The organism is Streptomyces sp. SCSIO ZS0520 (assembly GCF_025643355.1).
GTDB classification, from domain to species: Bacteria; Actinomycetota; Actinomycetes; order Streptomycetales; family Streptomycetaceae; genus Streptomyces; species Streptomyces physcomitrii.
On record NZ_CP092644.1, the window covers coordinates 591,485 to 616,845 of the forward strand.

General features: G+C 73.6%; 20 protein-coding genes and 1 pseudogene. 14 read left to right on the forward strand and 7 right to left on the reverse strand.

The window, feature by feature from the left end; genetic code table 11:
• Positions 1-24: 24 nt before the first annotated feature.
• From MID12_RS02200 to MID12_RS02215, 4 genes are all read right to left on the reverse strand, one after another.
• Positions 25-729: a FadR/GntR family transcriptional regulator gene (locus MID12_RS02200; protein WP_040246378.1), complete on the reverse strand. Its 705-nt coding sequence runs from the start codon at positions 727-729 to the stop codon at positions 25-27.
• Positions 730-908: 179 nt separating this feature from the next.
• Positions 909-1,946 (reverse strand): ABC transporter permease, encoded by a 1,038-nt coding sequence (locus tag MID12_RS02205; protein ID WP_040246379.1) that lies wholly within the window; start codon positions 1,944-1,946, stop codon positions 909-911.
• A complete protein-coding gene (locus tag MID12_RS02210) occupies positions 1,930-3,507 on the reverse strand; it encodes a sugar ABC transporter ATP-binding protein (protein WP_263164538.1) in 1,578 nt (525 codons plus the stop codon). Before MID12_RS02210 ends, MID12_RS02205 begins: the two co-directional genes overlap by 17 nt.
• Before the next feature lie 112 nt (positions 3,508-3,619).
• Positions 3,620-4,663: a sugar ABC transporter substrate-binding protein gene (locus tag MID12_RS02215; protein WP_263164540.1), complete on the reverse strand. Its 1,044-nt coding sequence runs from the start codon at positions 4,661-4,663 to the stop codon at positions 3,620-3,622.
• Between the two features lie 633 nt (positions 4,664-5,296).
• On the opposite strand from MID12_RS02215, the gene MID12_RS02220 reads away from it, so the two are divergent.
• The 12 genes and pseudogenes from MID12_RS02220 to MID12_RS02275 all read left to right on the forward strand — a co-directional run bounded on the left by MID12_RS02220 (position 5,297) and on the right by MID12_RS02275 (position 16,178).
• Positions 5,297-6,148 (forward strand): fumarylacetoacetate hydrolase family protein, encoded by an 852-nt coding sequence (locus MID12_RS02220; protein ID WP_040246381.1) that lies wholly within the window; start codon positions 5,297-5,299, stop codon positions 6,146-6,148.
• Between the two features lie 19 nt (positions 6,149-6,167).
• Positions 6,168-7,490, forward strand: a complete 1,323-nt coding sequence (locus MID12_RS02225) for an L-fuconate dehydratase (protein WP_040246382.1) — start codon at positions 6,168-6,170, stop codon at positions 7,488-7,490.
• A gap of 4 nt (positions 7,491-7,494) precedes the next feature.
• Entirely contained in the window at positions 7,495-8,244 is a 750-nt protein-coding gene (locus MID12_RS02230; RefSeq protein ID WP_040246384.1) for an SDR family NAD(P)-dependent oxidoreductase, read from the forward strand.
• Positions 8,241-9,239 carry an aldo/keto reductase gene (locus MID12_RS02235; RefSeq protein WP_263164542.1) on the forward strand — a complete coding sequence of 333 codons (999 nt, stop codon included), beginning with the start codon at positions 8,241-8,243 and terminating at the stop codon, positions 9,237-9,239. Before MID12_RS02230 ends, MID12_RS02235 begins: the two co-directional genes overlap by 4 nt.
• Before the next feature lie 4 nt (positions 9,240-9,243).
• Positions 9,244-9,984, forward strand: coding sequence for a (Fe-S)-binding protein (locus MID12_RS02240; RefSeq protein ID WP_040246386.1), 741 nt, complete (start codon positions 9,244-9,246; stop codon positions 9,982-9,984).
• On the forward strand, positions 9,981-11,474 hold the full coding sequence (locus MID12_RS02245; protein ID WP_263164543.1) for a LutB/LldF family L-lactate oxidation iron-sulfur protein: 1,494 nt from the start codon (positions 9,981-9,983) through the stop codon (positions 11,472-11,474). The genes MID12_RS02240 and MID12_RS02245 overlap by 4 nt, the downstream gene beginning before the upstream one ends.
• Entirely contained in the window at positions 11,471-12,136 is a 666-nt protein-coding gene (locus tag MID12_RS02250) for a lactate utilization protein C (protein WP_263164544.1), read from the forward strand. The genes MID12_RS02245 and MID12_RS02250 overlap by 4 nt, the downstream gene beginning before the upstream one ends.
• Entirely contained in the window at positions 12,133-12,444 is a 312-nt protein-coding gene (locus tag MID12_RS02255; RefSeq protein WP_040246389.1) for an L-rhamnose mutarotase, read from the forward strand. Before MID12_RS02250 ends, MID12_RS02255 begins: the two co-directional genes overlap by 4 nt.
• A 4-nt stretch (positions 12,445-12,448) precedes the next feature.
• Positions 12,449-13,300 (forward strand): amidohydrolase family protein, encoded by an 852-nt coding sequence (locus MID12_RS02260; RefSeq protein ID WP_263164545.1) that lies wholly within the window; start codon positions 12,449-12,451, stop codon positions 13,298-13,300.
• Positions 13,301-13,370: 70 nt separating this feature from the next.
• Positions 13,371-14,642, forward strand: a complete 1,272-nt coding sequence (locus MID12_RS02265; protein ID WP_263164546.1) for an alpha-L-fucosidase — start codon at positions 13,371-13,373, stop codon at positions 14,640-14,642.
• A 71-nt stretch (positions 14,643-14,713) separates the two neighbouring features.
• Positions 14,714-14,875, forward strand: a pseudogene (locus tag MID12_RS02270) (carbonic anhydrase); the annotation flags it as partial.
• A 610-nt stretch (positions 14,876-15,485) separates the two neighbouring features.
• The gene (locus tag MID12_RS02275) at positions 15,486-16,178 is read left to right on the forward strand and encodes a transglycosylase SLT domain-containing protein (protein WP_263172805.1); all 693 of its coding nucleotides are present in this window, start codon (positions 15,486-15,488) and stop codon (positions 16,176-16,178) included.
• Positions 16,179-16,707: 529 nt separating this feature from the next.
• Here the strand turns inward: MID12_RS02275 and MID12_RS02280 are convergent.
• Entirely contained in the window at positions 16,708-19,575 is a 2,868-nt protein-coding gene (locus MID12_RS02280) for an ATP-binding protein (protein ID WP_263164547.1), read from the reverse strand.
• A 386-nt stretch (positions 19,576-19,961) separates the two neighbouring features.
• Between MID12_RS02280 and MID12_RS02285 the strand changes: the two genes are divergently transcribed.
• Positions 19,962-20,822 carry a S1 family peptidase gene (locus MID12_RS02285; protein ID WP_263164548.1) on the forward strand — a complete coding sequence of 287 codons (861 nt, stop codon included), beginning with the start codon at positions 19,962-19,964 and terminating at the stop codon, positions 20,820-20,822.
• A 190-nt stretch (positions 20,823-21,012) separates the two neighbouring features.
• Positions 21,013-22,254 (forward strand): S8 family peptidase, encoded by a 1,242-nt coding sequence (locus MID12_RS02290; protein ID WP_263164549.1) that lies wholly within the window; start codon positions 21,013-21,015, stop codon positions 22,252-22,254.
• A gap of 120 nt (positions 22,255-22,374) precedes the next feature.
• Here MID12_RS02290 and MID12_RS02295 read toward each other — a convergent pair whose 3' ends face one another.
• Complete coding sequence (locus MID12_RS02295) at positions 22,375-23,100, reverse strand: siderophore-interacting protein (RefSeq protein ID WP_263164550.1); 726 nt, start codon at positions 23,098-23,100, stop codon at positions 22,375-22,377.
• Positions 23,101-23,185: 85 nt separating this feature from the next.
• Positions 23,186-25,282: a xanthine dehydrogenase family protein molybdopterin-binding subunit gene (locus tag MID12_RS02300; protein WP_263164551.1), complete on the reverse strand. Its 2,097-nt coding sequence runs from the start codon at positions 25,280-25,282 to the stop codon at positions 23,186-23,188.
• Positions 25,283-25,361 lie beyond the last annotated feature (79 nt).

The window sequence follows — 25,361 nt, forward strand, 5'->3', positions numbered from 1 at the left end:
GGGACGGGAGACCGGGCGGGGCGGCTAGGAGGTGGGCGGCAGCGCCGAGTCGGCGGAGCCGAGCATCTGCCGCAGCCACTCCTCGACCCCGGCGATGTGCACCGTCGCCCAGGCCTGGGCCAGGTCCGGGCGGCGGGAGGCGATGGCATCGCAGATCGCGCGGTGCTGCTCGACGGTACGGGCCACCGCGCCCTCCTCGGTGAGCCCGCGCCAGACCCGCGCCCGGGTGGTGGGTCCGCTCAGCCCGTCCAGCAGCGAGCAGAGCACCGTATTGCCGGAGCCGAGGGCCAGCTTGCGGTGGAACTCCAGGTCGTTGTCGATGAGTTGGTCGAGGGAGGCGTCCGGCGGCAGGCTGTCCAGGACCCGGCGCAGCTCGGTGATCTCGGCGTCCGGCATCGCGCGGGCGGCCATGGCGGCGGCCTGCGGCTCCAGGATGCGGCGTACCTCCAGGAACTCCAGGACGGTGTCGTCCTGGTGGAAGTCGACGACGAAGCCGAGGGCGTCCAGGAGCAGCCGGGGTTCGAGGCTGGTCACATAGGTGCCGTCGCCCTGGCGCACATCGAGCACCCGGATCAGGGAGAGCGCCTTGACGGCCTCGCGCAGCGAGTTGCGGGACAGGCCGAGCCGCTCGGCGAGGTCGGCCTCCTTGGGCAGCCGCATCCCGGGGCGCAGCTCACCGCTGACGATCATTCCCTTGATCTTCTCGATCGCCTCGTCGGTGACCGGCACGCGGATCCTCCCTGGACCTGAACTGCCCTCAGCATAGCCAGGCGAAGCCCGGCCGCCGTCCTCGGGCGAGGGGTGTGAACGACCGCCGCGCACCTGCCGCGGGCGGCTGCGGAACCGTACCGCGAACGGCGCCGCCCGGTCGCCGCGAAGGGCGGACCGGGCGGCGGCGAGGGGCCCGGCTACTCCTGCTTCTCGCCGGAGGCGAAGCGGGAGATGATCAGCGCGACGATGATGATGGCGCCGTTGAGGAACTGGTTCCACAGCGGCGGCACCCCGGCCAGCGTCATGACGTTGACGACGAGTTGCAGGGTGAGGACGCCGGTCAGGGCGCCGAAGAGGGTGCCGCGGCCGCCGTTGAGGCTGACCCCGCCGATCACGGTGGCGGCGAAGACCTGGAAGATCCAGCCGTTGCCCTGGTCGGCCGAGATGGAGCCGTAGTGGCCGGTGTAGAGGATCCCGGCGAAGGCGGCGAGCACGCTGCCGATGATCAGCACGATCCAGGTGAGCCGGTCGACCCGGATCCCCGCCGCGCGGGCCGCCTCCGGGTTGCCGCCGATCGCGTACAGGGCGCGCCCGTGCCGCAGCCAGGCGAGCGCGCAGCCGCCGAGGGCGAAGAGGATCATGCAGATCCAGATCGCGGCCTGCACCCCGAGCCAGGTGGCGCTGCCGAGGTACTGGAAGGAGGGCGGTACGTCGACGATGGACTTGCCCTTGGAGATGGCGACCTGGAGTCCACGCAGCATGGTGAGCCCGCCGAGCGTGACGATGAAGCCGTTGAGCCGCAGCTTCAGGATGAGGAAGCCGTTGAGGGCGCCGACGGCGGCGCCGACGAGCAGGCAGAGCGGGATCGCCGTCCACACCGGCAGCAGGCCGAGGCCCGCGAAGCGGCCCGCGTCGGGCAGCACCAGCCAGACCGCGATCACCGGGGCGAGGCCGATGGTCGACTCCAGGGAGAGGTCCATCCGGCCGACGATGAGGATCAGCGCGGCGGCCAGTACGAGCAGGCTCAGCTCGGTGGACTGCTGGGCGACCCCGAGCAGGTTGTCGGTGGTCAGGAAGGCCGGGGAGACGATGAAGCCGATCAGGCAGAGCACGAGCAGCACCGGCACCAGGGAGAGGTCGCGGTACTGCGCGAAGTCGATCCGCCGCCGGCCGCGGCCCGTCTCCTTGACGCCCGGTCCGCGCTCCGGTGCGTTGAGGTCAGTCGTGACGGACATCGCTTTCCTTCCTGTGCTGGCTGTGCCCGGTCCCGGCGTCCGGTCCGGCCATGCCCTCCATGGCGGCGACGAGTTGCTCGTCGCTCCAGCCCCGGCGGAACTCGGGCCCCATCCGGCCGTGGAACATGGTCAGGACGCGGTCGCAGCCGCGCAGGTCGTCCAGCTCGTCGGAGACGACGACCGCGCCGCGGCCCTCCTCGGCGATCTGCCGGATCCGGCGGAGCAGGAACTCCTTGGACTTCACGTCCACCCCGTTGGTGGGGCGGATCGCGATCAGTACGTGCGGGTCGGTGGCCAGCGCCCGGGCCACCACGACCTTCTGCTGGTTGCCGCCGGAGAGCGCGGAGACCGGGGTCGAGGCGTCCGGCGTCTTGACGTCGAGTTCGGCGATCATCCGCCGGGCGAAGGCGCGGGTGCGGGAGGGCAGCACGGTGCCGTAGGGGCCGAGCTGGTCGTTGACGGTGAGCGTGGCGTTCTCCGCGACACTGCGGTGGTGGACGAGCCCCTGCAGGTGCCGGTCCTCGGGGACGAAGCCGACCCCGGCCGCCAGGGCGGCGGGCACATCGCCGTTGCGCACCCGGCGCCCGGCCACCTCGACGCTCCCGGCACTGGCCCGGCGCAGACCGGCGACGGTCTCGCCGACCTGGACGCAGCCGCTGGCGGCGGCTCCCGCGAGGCCCACCACCTCACCGGCCCGCACCGAGAGCGAGACCCCGGAGAAGTGGTCCCCGTGGGCGAGCCGGTCCACCTTGAGCACCTCGGGGGCATCGGCGGGCAGCGGCCTGGTCTTGCGCCCGGGGGCGGGCCTGGCCGCGCTCTCGCCGGTCATCGCCTCGACGAGGTCGTCGTGGCCGAGTGCGGCGACGGGCGCGGTGAGCACATGCCGGGCGTCGCGGTAGACGGTGACGCTCGCGCACAGCTCGTACACCTCCTGGAGGTGGTGCGAGATGAACAGGAAGGCCACGCCCTGCCGTTGGAGGTCGCGGAGCCGGGTGAAGAGGCGCTCGATGCCGCGGGCGTCGAGGCGGGCGGTCGGCTCGTCGAGGATGATGAACCGGGCGCCGAAGGAGAGCGCCCGGGCGATCTCCACGAACTGCCGCTGCTCTACGGTCAGTTCCTTGACCTTGCGGGCGGGGTCCACGTCCACGCTGTACTCGGCGAGCAGGTCGGCGGCGCGGCGGCGCAGCTCCCGCCAGCGGATGGGCCTGAGGCCGCTGGTGCTCTGGCGGTGCAGGAAGAGGTTCTCGGCGACGGTCAGTTCGCCGACGACCATCGACTTCTGGTAGACGCAGGCGACCCTGGCGCGCCAGGCGTCGGTGTCACCGTAGGCGGGGGCGGGTTCGCCGGAGAAGCGCAGGGTTCCGGTGTCGGGCTTCTGGATCCCGGTGAGCAGCGAGACCAGGGTCGACTTTCCGGCGCCGTTGCGGCCGACCAGGGCGTGCGACTCCCCGGGGGCGACGGCGATGCGGGCGTCGCTGAGGGCGACGGTCGCTCCGTAGCGCTTGGAGATTCCGGCCGCCTCGACCACGGGCACCGCGGCGGCAGTCACCGTGTCCGGCATGACGGGGCCGTCCTTTCTGTGGGTCGGTGGGTCTCTGTGGGTCGGTGGGGCTCTATGGAGAGTTGGGGCTCTATGGGGAGTTGGGGCTGTCGGTGGTCCGGGCGGGCCGCCGTCACTTCTTCTTGTCGACGGAGTTGCCCCACAGCTCCTGGTCGTCGACGTTCTCCTTGGTCACCAGGGGCGCGGGCAGCTGGTCCTCCAGGCCGCCGGGGATCTTGACGATCTCGGAGTGGTGGTCGGTGGGACCCGGCTCGAAGGTCTTGCCCTCGGCGGCGGCCTGGGCGTAGTGCAGCGCGTACTTGGCGTAGAGGTCGGCGGGCTGCGAGATGGTGGCGTCGATCTCGCCCTTGCGGAGGGCCGCGAACTCCTGCGGGATGCCGTCGTTGGAGATGACCGTGATGTGGCCCGCGGCGCCCGCGGGCTTCAGGAGCGCCTTCTGCCGCAGCAGGGAGAGCGTCGGCTGGAGGAAGACGCCGCCTGCCTGCATGTAGATGCCGTTCAGGTCGCGATGCTGGGAGAGCAGGGTCTGCAGCTTGCTGGAGGCGACCGCGCCGTCCCAGTTGGTGGGCAGCTCGAAGACCTTGATCCTGGGAAACTTCTTCTTCATGCAGGCGGCGAAGGCCTCGGAGCGCTCGCGCCCGTTGATCGAGGTCAGATCGCCCTGCAGTTCGGCCACCTTGCCCTTGCCGCCGAGCTGCTTGCCGAGGTACTCGCAGGACTTGGTGCCGTAGGCCTTGTTGTCGGCGCGCACCACCATGTAGACCTCGCCCTTGTCGGGCCGGGTGTCGACGCTGACCACCGGGATCTTCTTCTCGGCAAGGCGGTTGAGGGTGCTGGTGATCGCCCCGGTGTCCTGCGGCGCCATCACCACGGCCTTCGCCCCGGTCTGCTCCATCACCTGCACATTGCTGATCAGCTTGGTCACGTCGTTCTGCGAGTTGCTGACCGGCTGGGTGTTGAGGCCGCCCGCCTTCACGTCCGCCTTGATGTAGTCGGCGTAGGCGTTCCAGAAGTCGGAGTCGGCCCGGGGCAGGTCGATCCCGATCGAGGGCTTGCCGCCGCCGTCGTTGCCGTCGCGGTTGCAGGCGGTGGCGGTCGCGGCGAGCAGTCCGGCCGCGGCGACAGCCGCGGAGACGCGGGCGGTACGAGGCTTCATCGTCCGTGGTCCTCTCGGGGGGATGTGTAGGGGCGGCTCGGGCGGATCCGTGCTGCGGGAGCGTCGCCGCTCAACCGAGTCATCGGATGTATCGCTGTGGTCGTGGACGTTACGTTTGGATGCCCCCCGCTGGCAATAGGGGCACCGGGAACGATTCGGCAATGCGATCGGGGCCCAGCTCCGCCCCTGCCCCGCCGAGACACCGGAAGCAGTTCCTCCGCCATGGGATGTATACAGACAGGACTCAGGGATGCAGAATGAGTCATCGGATGAATGGTGGCGATGAGAGAGCCGCCTGACCTGCGAATTCTTCGTCGCGGGTCAGAAGCTCCCGTCGGACGCCGGACTCGCTGCGGCGACCTCTGGAAGCCGCCTCATTCCTCCGATGCCTGACCTCGGGGATCACCCGGAAAATTTCCCGCGCACGTCATGGCGACCAAGGCCGACTTCCCGGCCCAGCAGGCAATTCCCCACCCACACAAGGGAGGTACGGGATGCGACCGCACGGCGGTGAGCTGCTTGCCAGCACCAGCGATCGGTCGTAGAGTCCCGACATTCCCGAGAAACATCGGAGGTCTTTGCGGCCGCTCTCCGGCGGCGGTCAGGCCCTCCCGACAGACGAGGAGCCGAGCGATGAAGCTGCTTCGGGTGGGCCGGACCGGCTCCGAACGCCCCGCCGTACTGGACGCCGAGGGCGCCCTGCGCGACCTGTCCGGGATCACCGGGGACATCGACGGCGCCTTCCTCGCCGCGGACGGCCCCGCCCGGGCGGCCGCCGCCCTGGCCGCGGGCACCCTGCCGGAGCTGGACCCGCGGGGGCTGCGGATCGGCGCCCCCGTGGCCCGGCCCGGCAAGATCGTCTGCATCGGGCTCAACTACCGCGACCACGCCGAGGAGACCGGCGCCGCGATCCCGCCGCGGCCGGTGGTCTTCCTCAAGGACCCGGGCACCGTCGTCGGCCCCGAGGACACCGTGCTCATCCCGCGCGGCTCCGCCAAGACCGACTGGGAGGTGGAACTCGCGGTCGTCCTCGGCCGGGAGGCCCGCTATCTCGAAAGCCCCGCCGAGGCCCTCGCCGCCGTCGCCGGATACGCCGTCAGCAACGACGTCTCCGAGCGCGCGTTCCAGCTGGAGCACTCCGGTCAGTGGGACCTCGGGAAGTCCTGCGAGACCTTCAATCCGCTCGGGCCGTGGCTGGTCACCCCCGAGGAGATCGCCGACCCCCAGGCCCTCGGGCTGCACCTGTCCGTCAACGGCGTGGGGCGGCAGGACGGCAACACCAGGAACATGATCTTCGACATCGCCCATGTCCTCTGGTACCTGAGCCAGTACATGGTCCTGCGCCCCGGAGACGTCATCAACACGGGCACCCCGGCCGGAGTCGCCCTCGGTCTGCCCGGAACTCCCTACCTGCGCCCGGGAGACAGCGTCGAGCTGGGCATCGACGGCCTCGGCCGCCAGCGCCAGACCTTCGCCCGGGCCTGAAGAGAACGAGGAGAACTCCGTGACCGCGCGGATCACCGCACTCGACACCTTCGACATCCGGTTCCCGACCTCCCGGGAGCTGGACGGCTCGGACGCCATGAACCCCGATCCCGACTACTCCGCCGCCTACGTCATCGTGCGCACCGACGCCGCCGACGGCCTGGAGGGGCACGGCTTCACCTTCACCATCGGACGCGGCAACGAGGTCCAGGTCGCCGCGATCAACGCGCTGCGCGAGCATGTCCTCGGCCGGGAGGTCGCGGCCCTGTGCGCGGACCCCGGCACCCTCAACCGGGACCTGATCGGGGACAGCCAACTGCGCTGGCTCGGCCCGGAGAAGGGCGTGATGCACATGGCGATCGGCGCCGTGGTCAACGCGGTCTGGGACCTGGCGGCCAAGCGCGCGGGCAAGCCGCTGTGGGCCTTCCTCGCCGACGCCGAACCGGACTGGCTGGTCTCCCAGGTCGACTTCCGCTACCTCACCGACGCGCTCACCGAGGCCGAGGCCGAGGAGCTGCTGCGCGCGGGGCGCCGGGGCCGCGCGGAGCGCGAGGCCCTGCTGCGGGAGCGGGGCTACCCGGCGTACACCACCTCGCCCGGCTGGCTCGGCTACAGCGACGAGAAACTCAGCAGGCTCGCCCGCCAGGCGCTCGCGGACGGCTTCACCCAGATCAAGCTGAAGGTGGGCGCCGACCTGGAGGACGACATCCGGCGCTGCCGGGTCGCCCGGCAGGTGATCGGCCCGGACATCCGGATGGCCGTCGACGCCAACCAGCGGTGGAGCGTGGCCGAGGCCATCGAGTGGACCAAGGCGCTCGCCGAGTTCGACCCGTACTGGATCGAGGAGCCGACCAGCCCGGACGACGTCCTCGGGCACGCCGCGGTGCGCCGCGCCGTCGCCCCGGTCAAGGTCGCCACCGGCGAGCACGTGCAGAACCGCATCATCTTCAAGCAGCTGCTCCAGGCCGGGGCCATCGATGTGCTCCAGCTCGACTCCGCCCGCGTCGGCGGGGTCAACGAGAACCTGGCGATCCTGCTGCTCGCCGCGAAGTTCGGGGTGCCGGTCTGCCCGCACGCGGGCGGGGTGGGCCTGTGCGAACTCGTCCAGCACCTCTCGATGTTCGACTACCTCGCCCTCTCCGCCACCACCGAGAACCGAGTCATCGAGTACGTCGACCATCTGCACGAGCACTTCGTGACCCCGGTGGCCCTGGCCCGCGGCCACTACCTCGCGCCGACCGCGCCCGGCTTCTCGGCGCAGATGCACCCGCGCTCACTGGACACCTACCGCTACCCGGACGGCGCGTTCTGGGCGGCGGACGCTCTTGCGGAAGGACGGTAGGGACATGACAGAGCTCAGCGGAGTACGGGCCGTGGTCACCGGCGGCGGTTCCGGCATCGGCGAGGCCACCGCGCGGGCGCTCACCGCCCGGGGCGCCCGGGTGGCCGTACTCGACCTCGACCCGGGCGCGGCGCCCCTCGGCTTCACCGCCGATGTCGCCGACGACGCCTCGGTGCGTGAGGCGGTCGCGGGCGCCGCGGCGGCGCTCGGCGGGATCGACGTCCTGGTCAACAACGCGGGCATCGGGGCGGCGGGCACCGTCGAGGACAACCCCGACGAGATGTGGCACCGGGTCCTGGACGTGAACGTCCTCGGCATCGTCCGCACCAGCCGCGCCGCCCTGCCCCAGCTGCGGCGCTCCCCGCACGCCGCGATCGTCAACACCTGCTCCATCGCCGCGACGGCGGGACTGCCGCAGCGCGCCCTGTACTCGGCGAGCAAGGGCGCGGTGCTCTCGCTGACCCTGGCCATGGCCGCCGACCACATCCGCGAGGGCATCCGCGTCAACTGCGTCAACCCCGGCACCGTGGACACCCCCTGGGTGGGGCGGCTCCTGGACGCCGCCGAGGACCCCGCCGCCGAGCGCCGCGCGCTGAGCGCCCGCCAGCCCACCGGGCGCCTGGTCAGCCCCGAGGAGGTCGCCGCCGCCATCGTCTATCTGGCGAGCCCGGCGGCGGGTTCGGCCACCGGCACCGCGCTCGCCGTGGACGGCGGCATGGCCGGGCTGCGGCTGCGACCGGAGCCGCGGCCGTGACCCTCCCGCACCACCCGGCACCGCGCCCCCGCAGGACCGCCCTCGGCGCCCTCTCCTTCGGCGCGGCCTCCCTCGGCAACCTCTACACCCCGGTGACCGACGCGGAGGCCGAGGAGACCGTGGCCGCCGCCTGGGAGGCGGGCATCCGCTACTTCGACACCGCCCCGCACTACGGACTCGGCCTGTCCGAGCGGCGGCTCGGCGCCGCGCTGCGGGGGCTGCCGCGCGCCGATTTCACGCTCTCCACCAAGGTGGGGCGGCTGCTCGAACCCCGGCCCCGCGCCAGGGGCGACGACCTCGCGAACGGCTTCGCGGTGCCCGCCACCCACCGGCGCCGCTGGGACTTCAGCGCCGAGGGCGTGCGCCGCAGCCTGGAGGAGTCGCTGACCCGGCTGGGCCTGGACCGGGTGGACATCGCCTATCTGCACGACCCGGACGACCATGTGACCCAGGCCCTGGACGAGGCCTATCCGGCCCTGGAGCGGCTGCGGCAGGAGGGCGTGCTCGGCGCCGTCGGCATCGGCGTCAACCAGTGCGCGCTGCCCGCCCGCTTCCTGCGCGAGACCGACCTCGACGTGGTGCTCCTCGCGGGCCGCTACACCCTCCTCGACCAGAGCGGCCTCGCCGAACTGCTGCCGCTCGCCGAGGCGCGCGGGGTGGACGTGGTCCTCGGCGGGGTCTACAACTCCGGGCTGCTCGCCGACCCGCGCCCCGGAGCCACCTTCGACTACGCCCGCGCCCCGCGCGAACTCCTGTGCCGCGCGGTGGAGTTGCAGCGGATCTGCGCCCGGCACGGGGTGCCCCTCCGGGCCGCCGCGCTGCAGTTCCCGCTCGGGCACCCGGCGGTGGCCAGTGTGCTCACCGGGGCCCGCAGCGCCGCCGAGGTACGGGACGCGGCCGTCATGATGGCCACCGAAGTACCCGGGGCCCTCTGGTCGGAACTCGCCGAGCATGGCCGACTGGAGCCCGGCGTCCCCGTCCCGTCGAGGAGATGAGCAGATGCGCCTCGCCTTGTTCCTCACCTGTTTCAACGACACGCTCCATCCGCAGACCGGCAAGGCCGTGGTACGGCTCCTGGAGCGGCTCGGCCACCGGGTCGACTTCCCCCTGGAGCAGACCTGCTGCGGCCAGATGCACTTCAACACCGGCTACCGCCCCGAGACCCTGCCGCTGGTCCGCCGCTTCGCGGAGGTCTTCGCGGACTACGACGCCGTGGTCACCCCCTCCGCCTCCTGCGCGGGCATGGTGCGCGAGGGCCATCCGGTGACCGCGGCGCAGTACGGCGACCAAGGGCTGCGCACCGCCGTGGCGGACCTGGTGCCGCGGGTGTACGAGCTCTCCGAGTTCCTGGTCGACGAGCTGAAGGTCACCGATGTGGGCGCGTACTACCCGCACCGGGTCACCTACCACCCGACCTGCCACTCGCTGCGGATGCTCCGGGTCGGCGACAAACCGCTCCAACTGCTGCGCGCCGTACGGGGGATCGACCTGGTGGAGCTGCCGGGCGCGGACTCCTGCTGCGGCTTCGGCGGGACCTTCGCGCTGAAGAACAGCGAGACCTCCACCGCGATGCTCGCCGACAAGATGCGCGAGGTGCGGGGCACCGGGGCCGGGGTGCTCTCGGCCGCCGACAACTCCTGCCTGCTGCACATCGGCGGCGGTCTCGCCCGGCTGCGGAGCGGGGTGCGCACCGTCCATCTGGCGGAGATCCTCGCCTCGACCGAGGAGGCCGCCGTATGACGGGGTCCGGGACCAATGTGGTCTGGCTCGGCTCGCCCTCCTTCCCCGAGGCGGCCCGCCCGCTCCTCGAGGACGAGCAGCTGCGCGGCAATCTGCGCCGCGCCACCACGACCATCCGCGAGCGCCGCCTCGCGGTCACCGGGGAGCTCGACGACTGGGAGGAGCTGCGCACGGCCGGAGAGGCCCTCAAGCGCCGCACCCTGCGCCATCTCGACCGCTATCTGGAGCAGTTGGAGGAGTCGGTGACCCGGGCGGGCGGCCAGGTGCACTGGGCCGCCGACGCCGCGGAGGCCAACCGGATCGTCGCGGACCTGGTGCACGCCACCGGCGAGCGCGAGGTGGTGAAGATCAAGTCGATGGCCACCCAGGAGACCGGCCTCAACGAGGCCCTGGCCGAGGCGGGCATCAGCGCCTACGAGACCGACCTCGCGGAGCTGATCGTGCAGCTCGCCGACGACCGGCCCTCGCACATCCTGGTCCCCGCGATCCACCGCAACCGCGCGGAGATCCGGGAGATCTTCCGCACCGCGATGGCCCGCTACGGCCGCCCCGCGCCCGAGGACCTGAGCGACGAGCCGAAGGCGCTCGCGGAGGCCGCGCGGCTGCATCTGCGGGAGAAGTTCCTGCGCGCCAAGGTCGCGGTCAGCGGGGCCAACTTCGCCGTCGCCGAGACCGGTACGGTCGCCGTGGTGGAGTCGGAGGGCAACGGGCGGATGTGCCTGACCCTCCCGGAGACCCTGATCACGGTGATGGGCATCGAGAAGCTGGTGCCCTCCTTCGCCGACCTGGAGGTCTTCCTCCAGCTCCTGCCGCGCTCCTCCACCGGCGAGCGGATGAACCCGTACACCTCGATGTGGACCGGGGTGACAGCGGGCGACGGGCCCCGGGCCTTCCATCTGGTGCTGCTGGACAACGGCCGCACCGCGACCCTCGCCGACCGGCACGGCCGCCAGGCCCTGCACTGCATCCGCTGCTCCGCCTGCCTCAACGTCTGCCCGGTCTACGAGCGCACCGGCGGGCACGCCTACGGCTCGGTGTACCCGGGGCCGATCGGGGCGGTGCTCACCCCGCAGCTGGTCGGCGTCGAGAACGCGGCCTCGCTGCCCTTCGCCTCCACCCTCTGCGGGGCCTGCTACGACGCCTGCCCGGTGAAGATCAACATCCCGGAGGTGCTGACCCATCTGCGCGCCGAGGTGGTGGAGGCCGAGCGCGCCCGCCGGCGGCTGCCGACCGCCGAGGCCGTGGTGATGAAGGCCGCGGGGTCCGTGCTCGCCTCCCCCGCCCGCCTCGCCGCGGCGCAGAAGGCGGCCTCGCTGGCCGGGCGCCTCCTCGGGCACTCGGTACGGCGGCTGCCGGGGCCGCTCTCCGGCTGGACGGACTCCCGGGACCTGCCGGTGCCGCCCGCGGAGTCCTTCCGCGCCTGGTGGAAGCGGACCGACGGCGGCCGGCAGGACGAGAAGGGCAAGAAGGCCCAAGAGGAGGGGACATGAGCTCCCGTACGGAGATCCTGCGGCGGGTGCGGAGCGCGCTCGCGGACGTGCCGCGCACCGAGGAGCCCGGGGACGTGGCCGTGCCCCGCGCCTACCGCGACAGCCATGTACGCGGCGAGGAGGCCGCCGTCTTCGCCGAGCGGGTGGCCGACTACCGGGCGCGGGTGGTCACCTGCGCCCCGGCCGGGGCACCGGCGGCCGTGGCCCGGCTGCTCGGCGAGCGGGGCGCCCGGAGAGTGGTGCTGCCCGAGGGCTTCCCCGCGGACTTCCTGCCGCCCGGTGAGCGGAGCTGGCTGCGGGACCGACCGCCGCTCGGCGTCGCGGAGTTGGACGCGGCCGACGCGGTGCTGACCACCGCGGCCCTCGGTATCGCCGCCACCGGGACCCTGGTCCTCGACGCGGGCCCCGGCCAGGGCCGCCGGGTGCTGACCCTGCTGCCGGACCACCACATCTGCGTACTGCGCGCGGGGCAGATCGTGGGCGACGTCCCCGAGGCGCTGCGCCTGCTCGACCCGTACCGGCCGCTCACCTTCGTCTCCGGCCCCTCGGCCACCAGCGACATCGAACTCAACCGGGTGGAGGGCGTACACGGCCCGCGCCGCCTCGACGTCGTCCTCGTCGGCGAGATCGGCGAGATCGGCGAGAAGGAGGCGAGCCGATGAGGGTCGCTCTGCACACCCGGGTCCGCGCGGACCGGATCGAGGAGTACGAGCGGGCGCACCGGGAGGTGCCCGCGGAGCTGACGGCGGCGATCCGCGCGGCGGGCACCCGCTCCTGGACGATCTGGCGCAGCGGCACCGACCTCTTCCACCTCCTCGACTGCGAGGACTACGCCCGCCTCCTCGCCGAGTTGGAGCAGCTCCCGGTCAATGTCGCCTGGCAGGCGCGGATGGCCGGACTCCTCGACGTGGGGCACGACTACTCCGCCGAGGGGGCCGGTGCCGGGCTCCCGGTGGTCTGGGAGCTGTGAGGCGATGAGCGTGCTCGTGGACGCGCACCACCACGTCTGGGACCTGGCCGTCCGCCCGCAGGAGTGGCTCGCGGGCGAGGGCCTGGCACCGCTGCGGCGCAGCTTCACCCTGGACGGGATGCGGCCGGACGCCGAGGCGGCCGGGGTGGGCGCGAGCGTCCTGGTGCAGACCGTGGCGGTGGCCGAGGAGACCCCGGAGTTCCTGCGGCTCGCCGCGGCCGATCCGCTGGTGCGGGGCGTGGTCGGCTGGACGGACCTCACCGACCCGGCCGTCGCGGACCGCCTCGCCGCGCTGCGCGAACTCCCGGGCGGGGCGCGCCTGGTGGGCATCCGCCACCAGGTGCAGGGCGAGCCGGACCCGCGCTGGCTGCTGCGCCCGGAGGTCCTGCGCGGACTCGCCGCGGTGGCCGCGGCCGGGCTCGTCTACGACCTGGTCGTGCTGCCGCACCAGCTGCCCGCCGCCGTGGAAGCCGCCCGGGCCCTGCCCCACCTCACCTTCGTCCTGGACCACCTGGGCAAGCCGCCGATCGCCGCGGGCACCCTCGAACCCTGGGCGGCGGAGCTGCGCCGCCTCGCCGCCGAGGCCAATACCGTGGCGAAGCTCTCCGGGCTGGTCACCGAGGCCGACTGGCAGCGCTGGACCACGGCCGGGCTGCGCCCGTACGCCGAGACCGCTCTGGTGGCCTTCGGCCCGAAGCGCCTGATGTTCGGCTCCGACTGGCCGGTGTGCACCCTGGCCGCCTCCTACGGCCAAGTCGTCGAGGCGGCGCGGGTGTTGACCGGCGGGCTCGGCGAGGACGAGCGGGCGGCCGTCTTCGGCGGCACCGCCACCCGGGTGTACGGGCTGAACCTCTGACCGCAACACCCCTCCCCCGCACCGCAATCGGCCCCGAAGAGGGCACCACCGAGAGAGCGCAACGGCCACGATGACGATGCAAGACTGGTTCACCGACGCCAAGTTGGGCGTCTTCCTGCACTGGGGCGTCTACGCGGTGGACGGGGTCCCCGAGTCCTGGGCCTTCTTCGACGGGGTGGTGCCGCGGGAGCGGTACCTGGCGCAGCTCGACGGCTTCACCGCCTCGGCCTGGGACCCGGATGCCTGGGCGGACCTCTTCCGCCGCGCGGGCGCCCGCTACACGGTGCTCACCGCCCGGCACCACGACGGCATCGCCCTGTGGGACTCGGCGGCGGGCGGGCTCGACGTCGTACGGCACTCCCCGGCCGGCCGCGACCTGCTGGCCCCGTACGCGCGGGCGATGCGCGAGCACGGACTCAAGGTGGGCCTGTACTACTCGCTCTCCGACTGGAACCACCCCGACTACGCCAGCGTCCGGCACCCCCGGCCGCCGCACCCGGAGCTGGTGGACAGCCCCTATGTCACCCCGCCCGAGGGCCGCGAGGACCCGGAGGCCTGGGCCCGCTACCTGGCCTACCGCGACCGGCAGGTGGAGGAGTTGATGGACGGGTACGCCCCGGACCTGCTCTGGTTCGACGGCGAGTGGGAGCGCTCCGAGGAGCAGTGGGCCATGGCCGCGCTGGCCGCCCGGATCCGCGCGTGCTCGCCCCGTACCGTCTGCAACGCGCGCCTGCTCGGCCACGGCGACTACGCGACCCCCGAGCAGGGGCTGCCGATGCGGGCCCCGAAGCCCCCCTGGGAGCTGTGCCTGACCCTCAACGACTCCTGGGGGCACCGGCCTTCGGACCGCAACCACAAGACCCCCGGGATGCTGGTGCGCTGCTTCGCGGAGACCGTCGGGATGGGCGGCAATCTGCTCCTCGGGGTCGGCCCGCGCGAGGACGGCTCGATCCCCGAGGAGGCGGTCGCGCCCCTGGAGGGCCTCGGGGCCTGGGTGCGGCGGCACGCGGAGGCGGTGTACGGCACCACCGGCGGACTGCCGCCCGGCCACCACTACGGCCCGAGCACCCTGTCCGCGGACCGCAGGACCCTCTACCTGGTCTGCTTCGACCCCCCGGCCGAGACCGTGTCGGTCCGCGGGCTGCGCACCCCGGTACGGCGGGTGAGCGTCCTCGGCACGGGTACGCCGCTCGGCCACCGGGTCACCGGCGGGCTGCACGAGGTCCCCGGGGTGCTCTGGATCGACGCCCCCGCGCCAGAGGACCTCGCCGCCCACGGCACGGTGCTCGCGGTCGAACTGGACGGGGAGCTGGAGATGTACGAGGGACAGGGGCGGGACTGAGGGACAGGGGCGGGATTGAGGGGTCGCGGTCGCGTGCCGCTCGTTGCGCGGGTGTTGCGGTCTCGTGGCGGGGCGTCCGCCCGAACTGGTCCAGCGAGGCCTTCCCCGACCTGGACGAGGATGTGCGCCAGTCCGTCCGGCGCATCACCGGCAGCCCCTTCGTGCCGCACCAGGACTCCGTCCGCGGCTTCGTCTTCGATGTCGCCACCGGGCGCCTGCGCGAGGTGGACTGAGCACACCCAGGGCGCCCGAGCCCGACGCAGGGCTGGACCGTCCCCCGAAAGCGCCGCACACCCCTGTCGCCGTTCCCGCACTCCCGCGGGGACGGCGATCGGCATTCCTGCCCCGCCGCGGCAGGGCCATAAGTCCCGGAATTGCGGCACCACAGGTCCCGCCGCCCTTTCACCGCGCGCGACGGATCGGCAGCGCATTGTCCTTGCGAAAGGAGGCGGATGTGAGCTGCGCAATAGGAGCCACGTCACGTACGAAACCCTTTAGTGGGCGCGCTCCCGAAAGGCGCCGGTCATTCACGGTGGTCCCGGGACTTTCGGCCACCCCGATTCCCACTAGGCGGCTTCGTATGACACACCTTTGCCAAGCACAAATCCGCTCGCTACAACTGGTCCATGTCGCTCGGCGCCACTGGGAAAACCCCAGGCCGTTTACGCCGGAACCGTCCCCCGGACAGAGAGAGCGACCTCCTCCGTACCTGAAGAAGAGGTCTCCCCCATGCCCAAGAACACGACGATTCACGGTCTCGGAAAGCACTTCGCCAAGGCCCAGAACTACACGCAGGCAAAGGCCGTCCAGGCCAAGGACGCCACCGCCGCCTATACGCGTGACATGAACCGGGCCCAGAAGTACACGATGGCCGGAGTCGCCACCCTCGGCGCCGCCGCCCTCACCCTCGGCCTGGCCACCACCGACGGCGGCAGCACCAGCACCACCGACGCCGCGCCCGCCTCGGCCACCCAGGTCAAGGAGACGCACACCGACATCACCAATCAGAACGCCGGTGCCGACCAGAAGGTCAAGGACGCCACCGCCAAGCTCGGCACGAAGACCGAGAAGGCCGAGAAGAAGGACGCCGACTCCGAGAAGGCGGAGAAGACCGAGAAGTCGGAGAAGAAGGGCGACAAGGCCGAGAGCAAGGCGAAGGCCGACCGCAAGGACAAGCCCGCCGCCAACCGCTCCGCCGACCGCAAGCCCACCTACGCCGACAACCTCGACGGCTGGATCCGCGAATCCCTCGCCATCATGAAGGACAAGGGCATCCCCGGCTCCTACGAGGGCCTGCACCGCAACATCATCCGCGAGTCCGCGGGCGACCCCAAGGCCATCAACGACTGGGACATCAACGCCATCAACGGCGTCCCCTCCAAGGGCCTCCTCCAGGTGATCCCCCCGACCTTCGACGCCTACCACGTCAAGGGCACCCCCAAGGACATCTACGACCCCGTCGCCAACATCACCGCCGCCGCCAACTACGCCGCCGACAAGTACGGCTCCATGGACAACGTCGACAGCGCGTACTGACCCCACCACACGCACTGCAACCGACACCACGAACCGAACAACCCGGCGGCATCGCCACGGCGTGACACCGCGCCGTACCGGCGGCCGGTGGCAGGGAGGCAGGGCGCGCACCGCGCGCGGCTCCCGGGGACGGAGCGAAGACGACGAGGCGGGGCCCGGACAGGACGTCCGGGCCCCGCCTCGTGCCGCCGCGCGTCCTCCGGTACCGGCCGGGGTGCAGTCCGGCCGGCTCCCGGGGCGCGCGGCTGTGGGGGGTGGTGGCTTCGGCTGCCCGGAGGCAGAGGTCCGCCCCGGCGCGGACCCGGCGGCGGATCCCGCCTGGGTCCACGGCCGGTGCGCCGTGTGTCCCGCCCCCGGGTGGAGGCCGGGGCGGGACGGGGCCGCCACCGGTGCGCCGTCTGGGGCGGACCGCGCCGCGGTGACACCCCGACTCTCGCCGCCCGGGCCCGGCGGAACAATCCGTGGTGCGGCAGGTACGGGTACGTATTAATCTCCGCCCCCGGCCAACGGGCCACGTACCAAAGGGGGTTCAGGCCCCGGTGGAGGGTGCGGGGACCTCCTCGCGGGAGGCGGCGCCCAGCTTGCGGAGCACCTTGGCCACGTGCTGTTCGACGGTGCGCGGGGAGAGGAAGAGCACCGCGGCGATCTCCCGGTTGGTCCGGCCGAGGGCGACCAGGCGCGCCACCTCCGCCTCGCGCGGGGAGAGTTCGCTGCCGTAGCCGCGGCGTCCGCGGCGCGAGGGGGTGACGACGCCGCAGCCCCGCAGCACCCGGCGGCAGCGCGCCGCGTCCCGGGTGGCGCCGAGCGCGGTGAACCGGTCGGCCAGGGCGGCGAGTTCGGGGGCGGCCCCGGTCTGCCCGGCGGCGACCAGGCAGCGCACCCGGGCCTCGGCGGCGCGGTCCGCGGCATAGGGGTGCGGCAGGGCGGCGTACAGCTCGCCCGCCGCCTCGAAGTGGGCGGCGGCCTCCAGGTGCCGCCCGGTGGCGGTGGCCACGGTGCCCTGGGCGGCGCGTAGCGCGGCGGTGGCCTGGGGGGCGTCCGCCGCGGCGATCCCCTCGGCGAACTCGGCGCACACCGCGTGGGCCCTGGCGTGCTGCCCGTCCCGGACCAGGGCCGCCACCGCCATCGGGACCAGCGCGGCGCCCCAGGCCCAGATGTCCTTGCGGCCGAGGCGTTCCAGTGCCCGCCCGGACTCCGCGCAGGCCTCGGCGAGCGCGCCGCGGGCCAGGTGCACCCGGGCCATGGCACCGGAGGCCGCGGCGAGGATCGGGGCGGGGGCGTTGGCCGGGTCGTCGAGGGCGGCGGCGCCCAACTCGGCGGTGGCCTCCTCCCATTCACCGCGGGCGACGGCGAGCAGGCCGAGGACGAGATGGGCGTCGGCGGCGATCCCGGAGGCCCCCTCCACCATGTCCAGGAGGTGGCGGGCGCGTTCGGCGAGTCCCTCCCAGCGCCCGGTGTGCCAGGCGAGCCGCAGCGCGGTGCCGTCGATGATGCCCTGCAGGAAGGGCGCCCCGCACTCCTCGGCGAGGCGCATGCCCTGCCCGCGGAAGCGCTCGGCCCGCGAGAAGTGCCCGAGCCAGGCGGCGGCCTCCGCCAAGTTGCCGCAGAGCCGGGCGAGTTGGAGCCGCTCGGCGGTGCCGCGCCCGGTGGCGAGCTCCGCCTCGGCCTCGGCGAGGACGGCGTGCTCGCCCCTGCTCAGGCGCAGCGCCAGGTGGTTGACGCGTACGGCCAGCCGCAGGGCGCCGTCCGGTTCGTCCGCGACCAGCCGCTCCGCGCGGGTGATCCAGTCGTGGTGGACGGCGTAGGAGTCCTCGCCCCAGCTGGGCATCGCCAGGGCGGCCATGCCGCGGGCGGCGAGGGCGGGGCGTTCGTGGAGTTCGCCGACGGCGGTCTCGGTGTCGCGGCGGCCGGCCTCGTAGGCGCCGGCCTGGTTGTTGAGGAGCAGGCCGAGGTTGAGGCGGATCTCGCCGCGTACCGCGTCCGGCAGGCCGCCGTCGCGGATGACACGGCGCAGCAGGGCGGTGGCGCGGCGGTGGGCGAGGCCGATGACGGCGGCCCGGCTCAGCTCGGTGGCGAGCCCGGCCCGGTCGCCGGGGTGCAGCCGGGGGTCGGAGAGCAGCCCTTCGAGGAGTTCCACGGCGGTGGCGGTGTCGCCCATGTCGCGGGCGCCCCTCGCGGCGGCCCCGCCGTAGTCGAGCCAGGCCTTGAGATCGCCGGACTGCCGTGCGTGGTAGGCGAGTTGGACGGTCGGGGGGCGCTCGGCGGCGCTCAGGACGGTGAGGATCCCGCGGTGCAGGCGGCGCCGGTCGACGCCGGGCAGGGCCTCGTAGACGGCCTGCTGGGCGAGGGTGTGGCGGAATCCGTAGCGGTGGTCGCCCAGGTCGTAGAGGACTCCGGCGAGCAGGGCCTCGCGCAGTCCGCCCTCCACCTCGCCAAGGTCGCCGCCCACGGTGGCGGCGAGCAGTTCCTCGCCGACCGGTACCCGCAGGGCGGCCGCGGCGTGGACCACGGCGACGGCGGCCGGGCCGAGTCCGCGCATCCGGTCGGCCATGGCGTCCCGGAGCAGCGCCGGTACCGCCATGGCGTCCAGGGACTGCCGGTCGGTGCCCCGGCCGAGCAGCCCGGGCCCGTCGAGGGCGCGGACCACTTCCTCGAGGACGAAGGGGATGCCCGCGGTGCGCGCGTGCAGTTCGGCGGCGAGGGCCGCCGGGACTCCGCCGCCCTCGGTGATGGCCTCGGTGAGGCTGCGCACCGCCGCGACGTCCAGGGGCAGCAGCGGCAGCAGGACGACCGTGGTGCCGGGGGCGTGCCGGAAGGCGCGGCCGAGCGGGAGGCCGCCGCCGGGCAGGTCCTCGCGCCGGTAGCTGAGCACGGTGGCGGTCCCCGCCGGGGGCTCGTCCACCAGGAAGCGGAGCAGGTCGCGGGTGCCGTCGTCGGCCCAGTGCAGGTCCTCGACGACGAGGACCGCGTCGCCGAGGGCGTCGAGCAGCGCCCGTACCGCGCGGAACAGCCGGTGCTGGCGCGCCCGGTGGTCCTGGAGCGGCTCCGGGGCGGGCGGCAGGCTCTCGCCGAGCTCGGGCAGATAGGGGCGCAGCGCCCCGCAGACCGGGTTCAGCGCGCCCGGCACCCGGCCCGCGAGCTGCCGCAGCAGGTCGAAGACGGGTCCGTACGGGAAGGGTTCGCGCAGCGGGAGGCAGGTGGCGGTGAGGACGCGGCGGCCGCGGCGGGCGGGCCGTTCCAGGGCCTCGCGGATCAGCCGGGTCTTGCCGATACCCGCCTCGCCCTCGACGAAGGTGACGGAGGGTGTCCGGTCCAGGGCGCCCGCGAGGGCGGCCAACTCCTCGGCTCTGCCCACCAGAACGGGGGCTCCCGCAGGCCGGAAGACGGACATGGTCATGGTGCGACTCCCTGCCGGACGGTGCGTGGGGGGGCCGCGGCACGGTGGTCACCGCGGGTGCACGCCGGTTGACGCTTGAACGTACTTGTCATGGCCCGCTCCGGCAAGAGAGGGCGCAGGGCCCCGGCGGTGCCGGGCGCCGATTGGCCGGAACGGGCCCGCGCCCCCGTACCGGATCCGGATCCGTCCCGCCGGGGGGAATTCTGCGTGGGGCTACGGATCGCGCTGCGGATTGCCCGCCCTGCCGGGCCGCCCCAGGGTGGCGCTGACTCCCCCGGTTCCGGGCGGCGCACGCACCCCCTTCCGCCGCACCCGAGAACCCTCGCGGGCGGCGGAAAAGGCGCCCCAGGAACGGGACTTCGCACGATCCGAGAGGAAGGCAGGGCATGAGAGGAACCACCTGGCTCGGCCGCGCCGGCGTACTGGCGGCGGCAGCGCTCCTGAGCACTCCCCTGACCGCGGCGGGCGCCGACGGCACACCCGGCGGGGCGGCCGCCCCGACCGGCACCGCGGCGGTTTCCGCGAGCCCCCGGGAGCGGATCATCGGCGGTGAGCAGACGAGCGTGGCGGAGTACCCGTACATCGTCGCGGCCCTGCGGGAGGGCGGCCCGCGCCCGCTCGGGCAGACCTGCACGGGCGCGGTGATCGGCCCGCGGACCATCCTGATCGCCGCGCACTGCAAGGACGGTGAGGGCGCCAAGTCCTTCTTCTACGGCGCCGACGACCTGACCGCGCCCGAGGGCGGCACCCGGATCGACGTCGCCTCCTACACCCAGCACCCGAAGTACCAGCCGCCGAACGGCTGGCAGACGGGCTACGACGTCGCCGTCGTCCAGACCGAGCAGGACATCCCGGTCCCGGACGGCGGGTACGCGAAGTTCGCCACCTCGGCGGACGAGGACCTCTCCCGGCCGGGGCGGAGCGCCACCGCCATCGGCTACGGGCGGACCAGCGACGGGGAGAACACCACCGCCCACGTCAAGAAGGCCGAGCTGCCGGTGGTCGAGGGCGGCGGCACCTGCGGCTCCTTCGGGAACTTCGACGCGGCGTACATGGTGTGCGCCGGGTACGCGGACGGGCACGACGGCATCTGCCAGGGCGACAGCGGCGGCCCGCTGGTCGTGGACGGGACGGTGATCGGGGTGGCCTCCTGGGTGAGGACCGGCTGCGGCAGCTACGGCGCCTGGGGGCGGCTCACCAACGAGATGGGCGACTGGGTGAGCAGCCAGCTGCCCGGCACCCGGTGAGCCGGGAGGCCCGCGCCCCCGGGCCGCCGGACACCTCCGGAGGGGCTCAACCACCCACCGCGGACGGCCCGTTCGGGGGCACCTCGGGTAGCGGTACGTAGCGCACCACGGATTGTTCGGGGCGGTGCCCGAGCCGATCGTGGGTGGGACCACCACGCGTGGCCCCACCCACCGCGACGGAAGGCCGAGGATGACCCACCACCACCGGACCCGGCACTGGCTCACCGCCTGCGCCACCGCACTCGCCGCCACCGCCGCCCTCGCGCTCAGCGGCGGCAGCGCCCGGGCCCAGCAGGGCACCGTAGTGAACGAAGGGGCCCCGGGCGCGCTCGCGGGCCGCTACATCGTCGCCCTGAAGGGCGGCACCTCGCTCGCCCCGGCGGCCGAGAGCCGCGTCTCGGCGCAGGCCTCGACGCTGCTCGCCCGCTACGGCGGCACCCGCGAACACGTCTACAGCGCGGCGCTGCGCGGCTTCTCCGCGAGGATGTCCGCCGCCGAGGCCCGGGCGCTCGCCGCCGATCCCGAGGTCCGCTACGTCCAGCAGTCCGTCCTGGTGCACACCGCCGAGGGCGGCAGCCAGCCGAACCCGCCCTCCTGGGGCCTGGACGCGGTGGACGGCGGCCGGGACGAGGCGTACGCCTACCCGGGCACCGGCAAGGGCGTGACCGCGTATGTCATCGACACCGGCGCCCGCTTCTCGCACCGGACCTTCGAGGGCCGCGCCTCCTCCGGGTACGACTTCATCGACGAGGACGAGGACGCGAGCGACTGCAACGGCCACGGCACCCATGTCTCGGGCACCGTCGGCGGCAAGGAGTACGGGGTCGCCAAGGAGGCGGACCTGGTGGCCGTGCGCGTACTGGACTGCACGGGCAACGGGCCGGACGCGGCCACCATCGCGGGCATCGACTGGGTGGTCAAGAACGCGAAGCGGCCCGCGGTGATCAATATGAGCCTGACCTCCGGCGGCGAGGGCGCCGACCCCGAGGGCCTGCGCGAGGCGACCCGGCGCGCGGTGGCCGCGGGCATCCCGGCCGCCGTCGCCGCCGGGAACGCGGGCACCGACGCCTGCGGCACCTCCCCCGGCGACACCCCCGAGGCGCTGACCCTGGGCTCCACCGACGAGGGCGGCGGCAGGTCCGGGTTCTCCAACTACGGCAGCTGCCTGGACCTCTTCGCCCCCGGCGGCAACATCACCTCCGCCGGGTACTCCTCGGACAGCGGCAGCGCCACCATGAGCGGTACGTCGATGGCCTCACCGCACGCGGCGGGCGCCCTCGCCCTGTATCTGGAGGCGCACCCGGAGGCCACCGCCGAGGAGGCGACCGCGGCGGTGGTCGCGGCGGCCGAGGAGGGGGCGGTGACCGACCCGGGCAGCGGCTCGCCGGACAAGTTCCTGGACGTCACCGGCCTCGGCGCCCTCGCCCCCTGAGCCCCGGAGCCCGCGGGCGGTCGCGGGGCGGTGCGCACCCCGGCGGCCGCCGCGCTCCGGGACGCGCGGCGTTCCTCCGTGGGGGAGGAACGCCGCGCCCCTGCGCGAGCGGTGAGGCGGTTACGTGGCCCGCCAGTACCCGAGGGAGTTGACCCGCTGCTTGGGCACGCCCAGTTCCTTGCGCGCCCAGCTGCTGAGGGCGCGGGTGGTGGCGGTGTCGCAGGCGATCCAGACGTAGGCCTCGGCGGGGTCCGAAATCAGCGCCGGGAGCGCGGACTTGACGGTGTCGACGAGGTGGCGGCCCTCGTTCTTGCGGGCCACGTGGTGCAGCTCGTGCTGAACGGGGTCGACGCGGAAGGGCAGTTCGCGGTCCCCCTCGTGGGAGGTCTCGAACCAGATGGTGGCCGGGGTCCCGTCGAGCGCGGTGAGCAGGGAGTTGATGGCGGGCAGCGAGGCGGGGTCGCCGATGACGAAGATCCGGCCGGGCGCGGGGTCCGGCGCCTCGAAGCCGGTGCCCTGGAGGGTGGCCTCGATGGTGTCGCCCTCCTTCGCGGCGCGCGCCCAGCGCACGGCGGTGCCCTCGTGCTGGGCGAACGCCATGCTGAAGGTGCCCTGTTCGGGGTCCGGGTCGACCAGGGTGTAGGCGCGCTGGTGCGGCTTGCCCTCGTTGCGGAACCAGAGCCGTACCCACATCGTGGGGTGCACTCCGGTCTGGCGGAGCATGCCGCCGTCGGTGAAGTGCAGCCGCAGGAAGTTCCCGGTCACCTGCTCGCTGCCGGTGACCGTGAACACGAAGTCCTTGCCCCGGAACAGCTTGAGGACAGCGCCCTCCCAACCGTGCCCCACGTCGTTCTCCTCCCCTGAGACAGTTTGGTTAGGTTAACCTAACCTACTCTCGGGTTCAGGGGCAGCCCCGGGGCGGCCGGGCCGCTCAGCCCAGCCGGGCGAGGACCTTGTCCGGGGTCAGGGGCAGGTCGCGGATCCGTGCGCCCGTGGCGTGGCAGACCGCGTTGGCGACGGCCGCGGCGGTGCCGACGATGCCGATCTCCCCGATGCCCTTGCTGCCCATCGGGTTGAGGTGCGGGTCCTCCTCCTCGATCCAGTGCGCCTCGATCGCCGGGACGTCCGCGTGCACCGGCACGTGGTACGAGGCGAGATCGCTCTCGGTGAAGTCGCCGAAGAGGGGGTCCATGCCGCTGTGCTCGGTCAGCGCCATGCCGAGCCCCATGGTCATACCGCCGGTGAACTGGGAGCGCGCCGTACGGGAGTTGAGGATGCGCCCGGCCGCGTAGACCCCGAGCAGGCGGCGCACCCGGACCTCCCCGGTGACCGTGTCCACCTGGACCTCCGCGAAGTGCGCCCCGAAGGCGTGCCGGGAGTAGGCGGACCCGCGGCGCGTCTCCTGCTCGGTGTCGGCGGTGACGGTGACGCCCTCGGCCGGGATCCGGCCGCCGAGTTCGGCGAACCGGGCGCGCAGTGCCTCGCAGGCCTTGTGCACCGCCCAGCCCCAGGAGCCGGTGCCCGAGGAGCCCCCGGCCAGCGAGGCGCTGGGCAGATCGCTGCGGCCGATCTCCACCTCGACGTTCTCCACCCGGGTCTCCAGGGCCGCGGCGGCGATCTGGGTGAGCACGGTGCGGGCCCCGGTGCCGATGTCGGTCGCGTTGATCCGCACCCGGTAGCCGCCCTCGGGGCTCGCGTGCGCCTCGGCGTGGGAAGGGCTCAGATAGACGGGGTAGGTGGCGGCGGCGACCCCGGTGCCGAGCAGCAGCGGGCCCTCGCGGGTGGCGCCGGGCCGGGGGTCGCGCCGCTCCCAGCCGAAGCGCTCGGCGCCCTCGCGCAGGCAGTCGGCGAGGTGCCTGCTGCTGAACGGGCGGCCGCTGTCGGGTTCCTCCGCGGGCTCGTTGCGCAGCCGCAGCTCGATCGGGTCCACGCCGAGGAGCTGGGCGAGTTCGTCCATCGCCGACTCCAGCGCGTACATGCCGGGCGCCTCGCCGGGGGCCCGCATCCACGAGGGGCTCGGCACGTCGAGCGGGGCCACCCGGTGCACGGTGCTGCTGTGCGGGGAGGCGTACATGATCCGGGCGGGGACGGCGGCCTGCTCCACGAACTCCTTGAGGGTGGAGGTGTGGGTGGCGATCTCGTGGCCGACCGCGGTGAGCGAGGCGTCGGCATCGGCGCCGAGCCGCACCCGGTGCAGGGTGGGCGCCCGGTGGCCGACCACCGCGGGCAACTGGCGCCGGGGCAGGGCGAGTTTGACCGGGCGGCCGGTCTCCCGGGCGGCCATCACCGCGAGGACCAGCTCGGGCCGGGGCGTGCCCTTGGACCCGAAGCCGCCGCCGACGTGCTCGGAGACCACGGTCACCTGCTCCGGTTCGAGGCCGAAGAGCGCGGCGGCGGTCTCTCCGGCCAGGGTGGCGCCCTGGCTGGAGTAGTGCACCCGAAGCCGCCCCTCGCGCCACTCGGCGGTGCAGGCGTGCGGCTCCATCGGGTGGTTGTGCAGCGGGCCCACCCCGTACGAGGCGTCCAGGCGCACCGGCGCCTCGGCGAAACCGGAGCGGAAGTCCCCGCGCTCGCGCACCGCAGGGAAGCCGCCGTTGACCTCCTCGGGGACGTAGAGCGCGGTGTGCCCGGCGTCGAGGACCACCTCGTGCGCCTCGATGTCGTAGTCGAGGTGCACGGCGGCGGCTCCCTCCCGGGCCGCTTCCAGGGTGTCGGCGACGACCAGCGCGACATACCAGCCGCGGTGCGGCACCCGGTCGTCCTGGAGCACCGCGAGGACGGGGTCGTCCGCGGGCGCGAGGCGGGGCGCGTTGTGCGGGGTGAGCACGGTCAGGACGCCGGGGATGTCCAGGGCGTCCGCGGTGTCCACCGATACGACCCGGCCCCGGGCGACCCCGGCGGGTACCGGCCAGGCGTAGGCGCAGCCGGGCGGGGTGTGCTCGGCGGCGTAGCGGGCGGCTCCGGTGACCTTCAGCCGGGCCTCGTGGCGGACGACCGGCTCGCCGAGGGCGTGCGGTGTGGGGCTCATGGCGGTCCTTCGGTAGCGGCCTTGCGGCGGGTCGTGGGGGTCCGGCGGCGGCCCGCCGGCGCGGCCGGGCCGGTGGCGC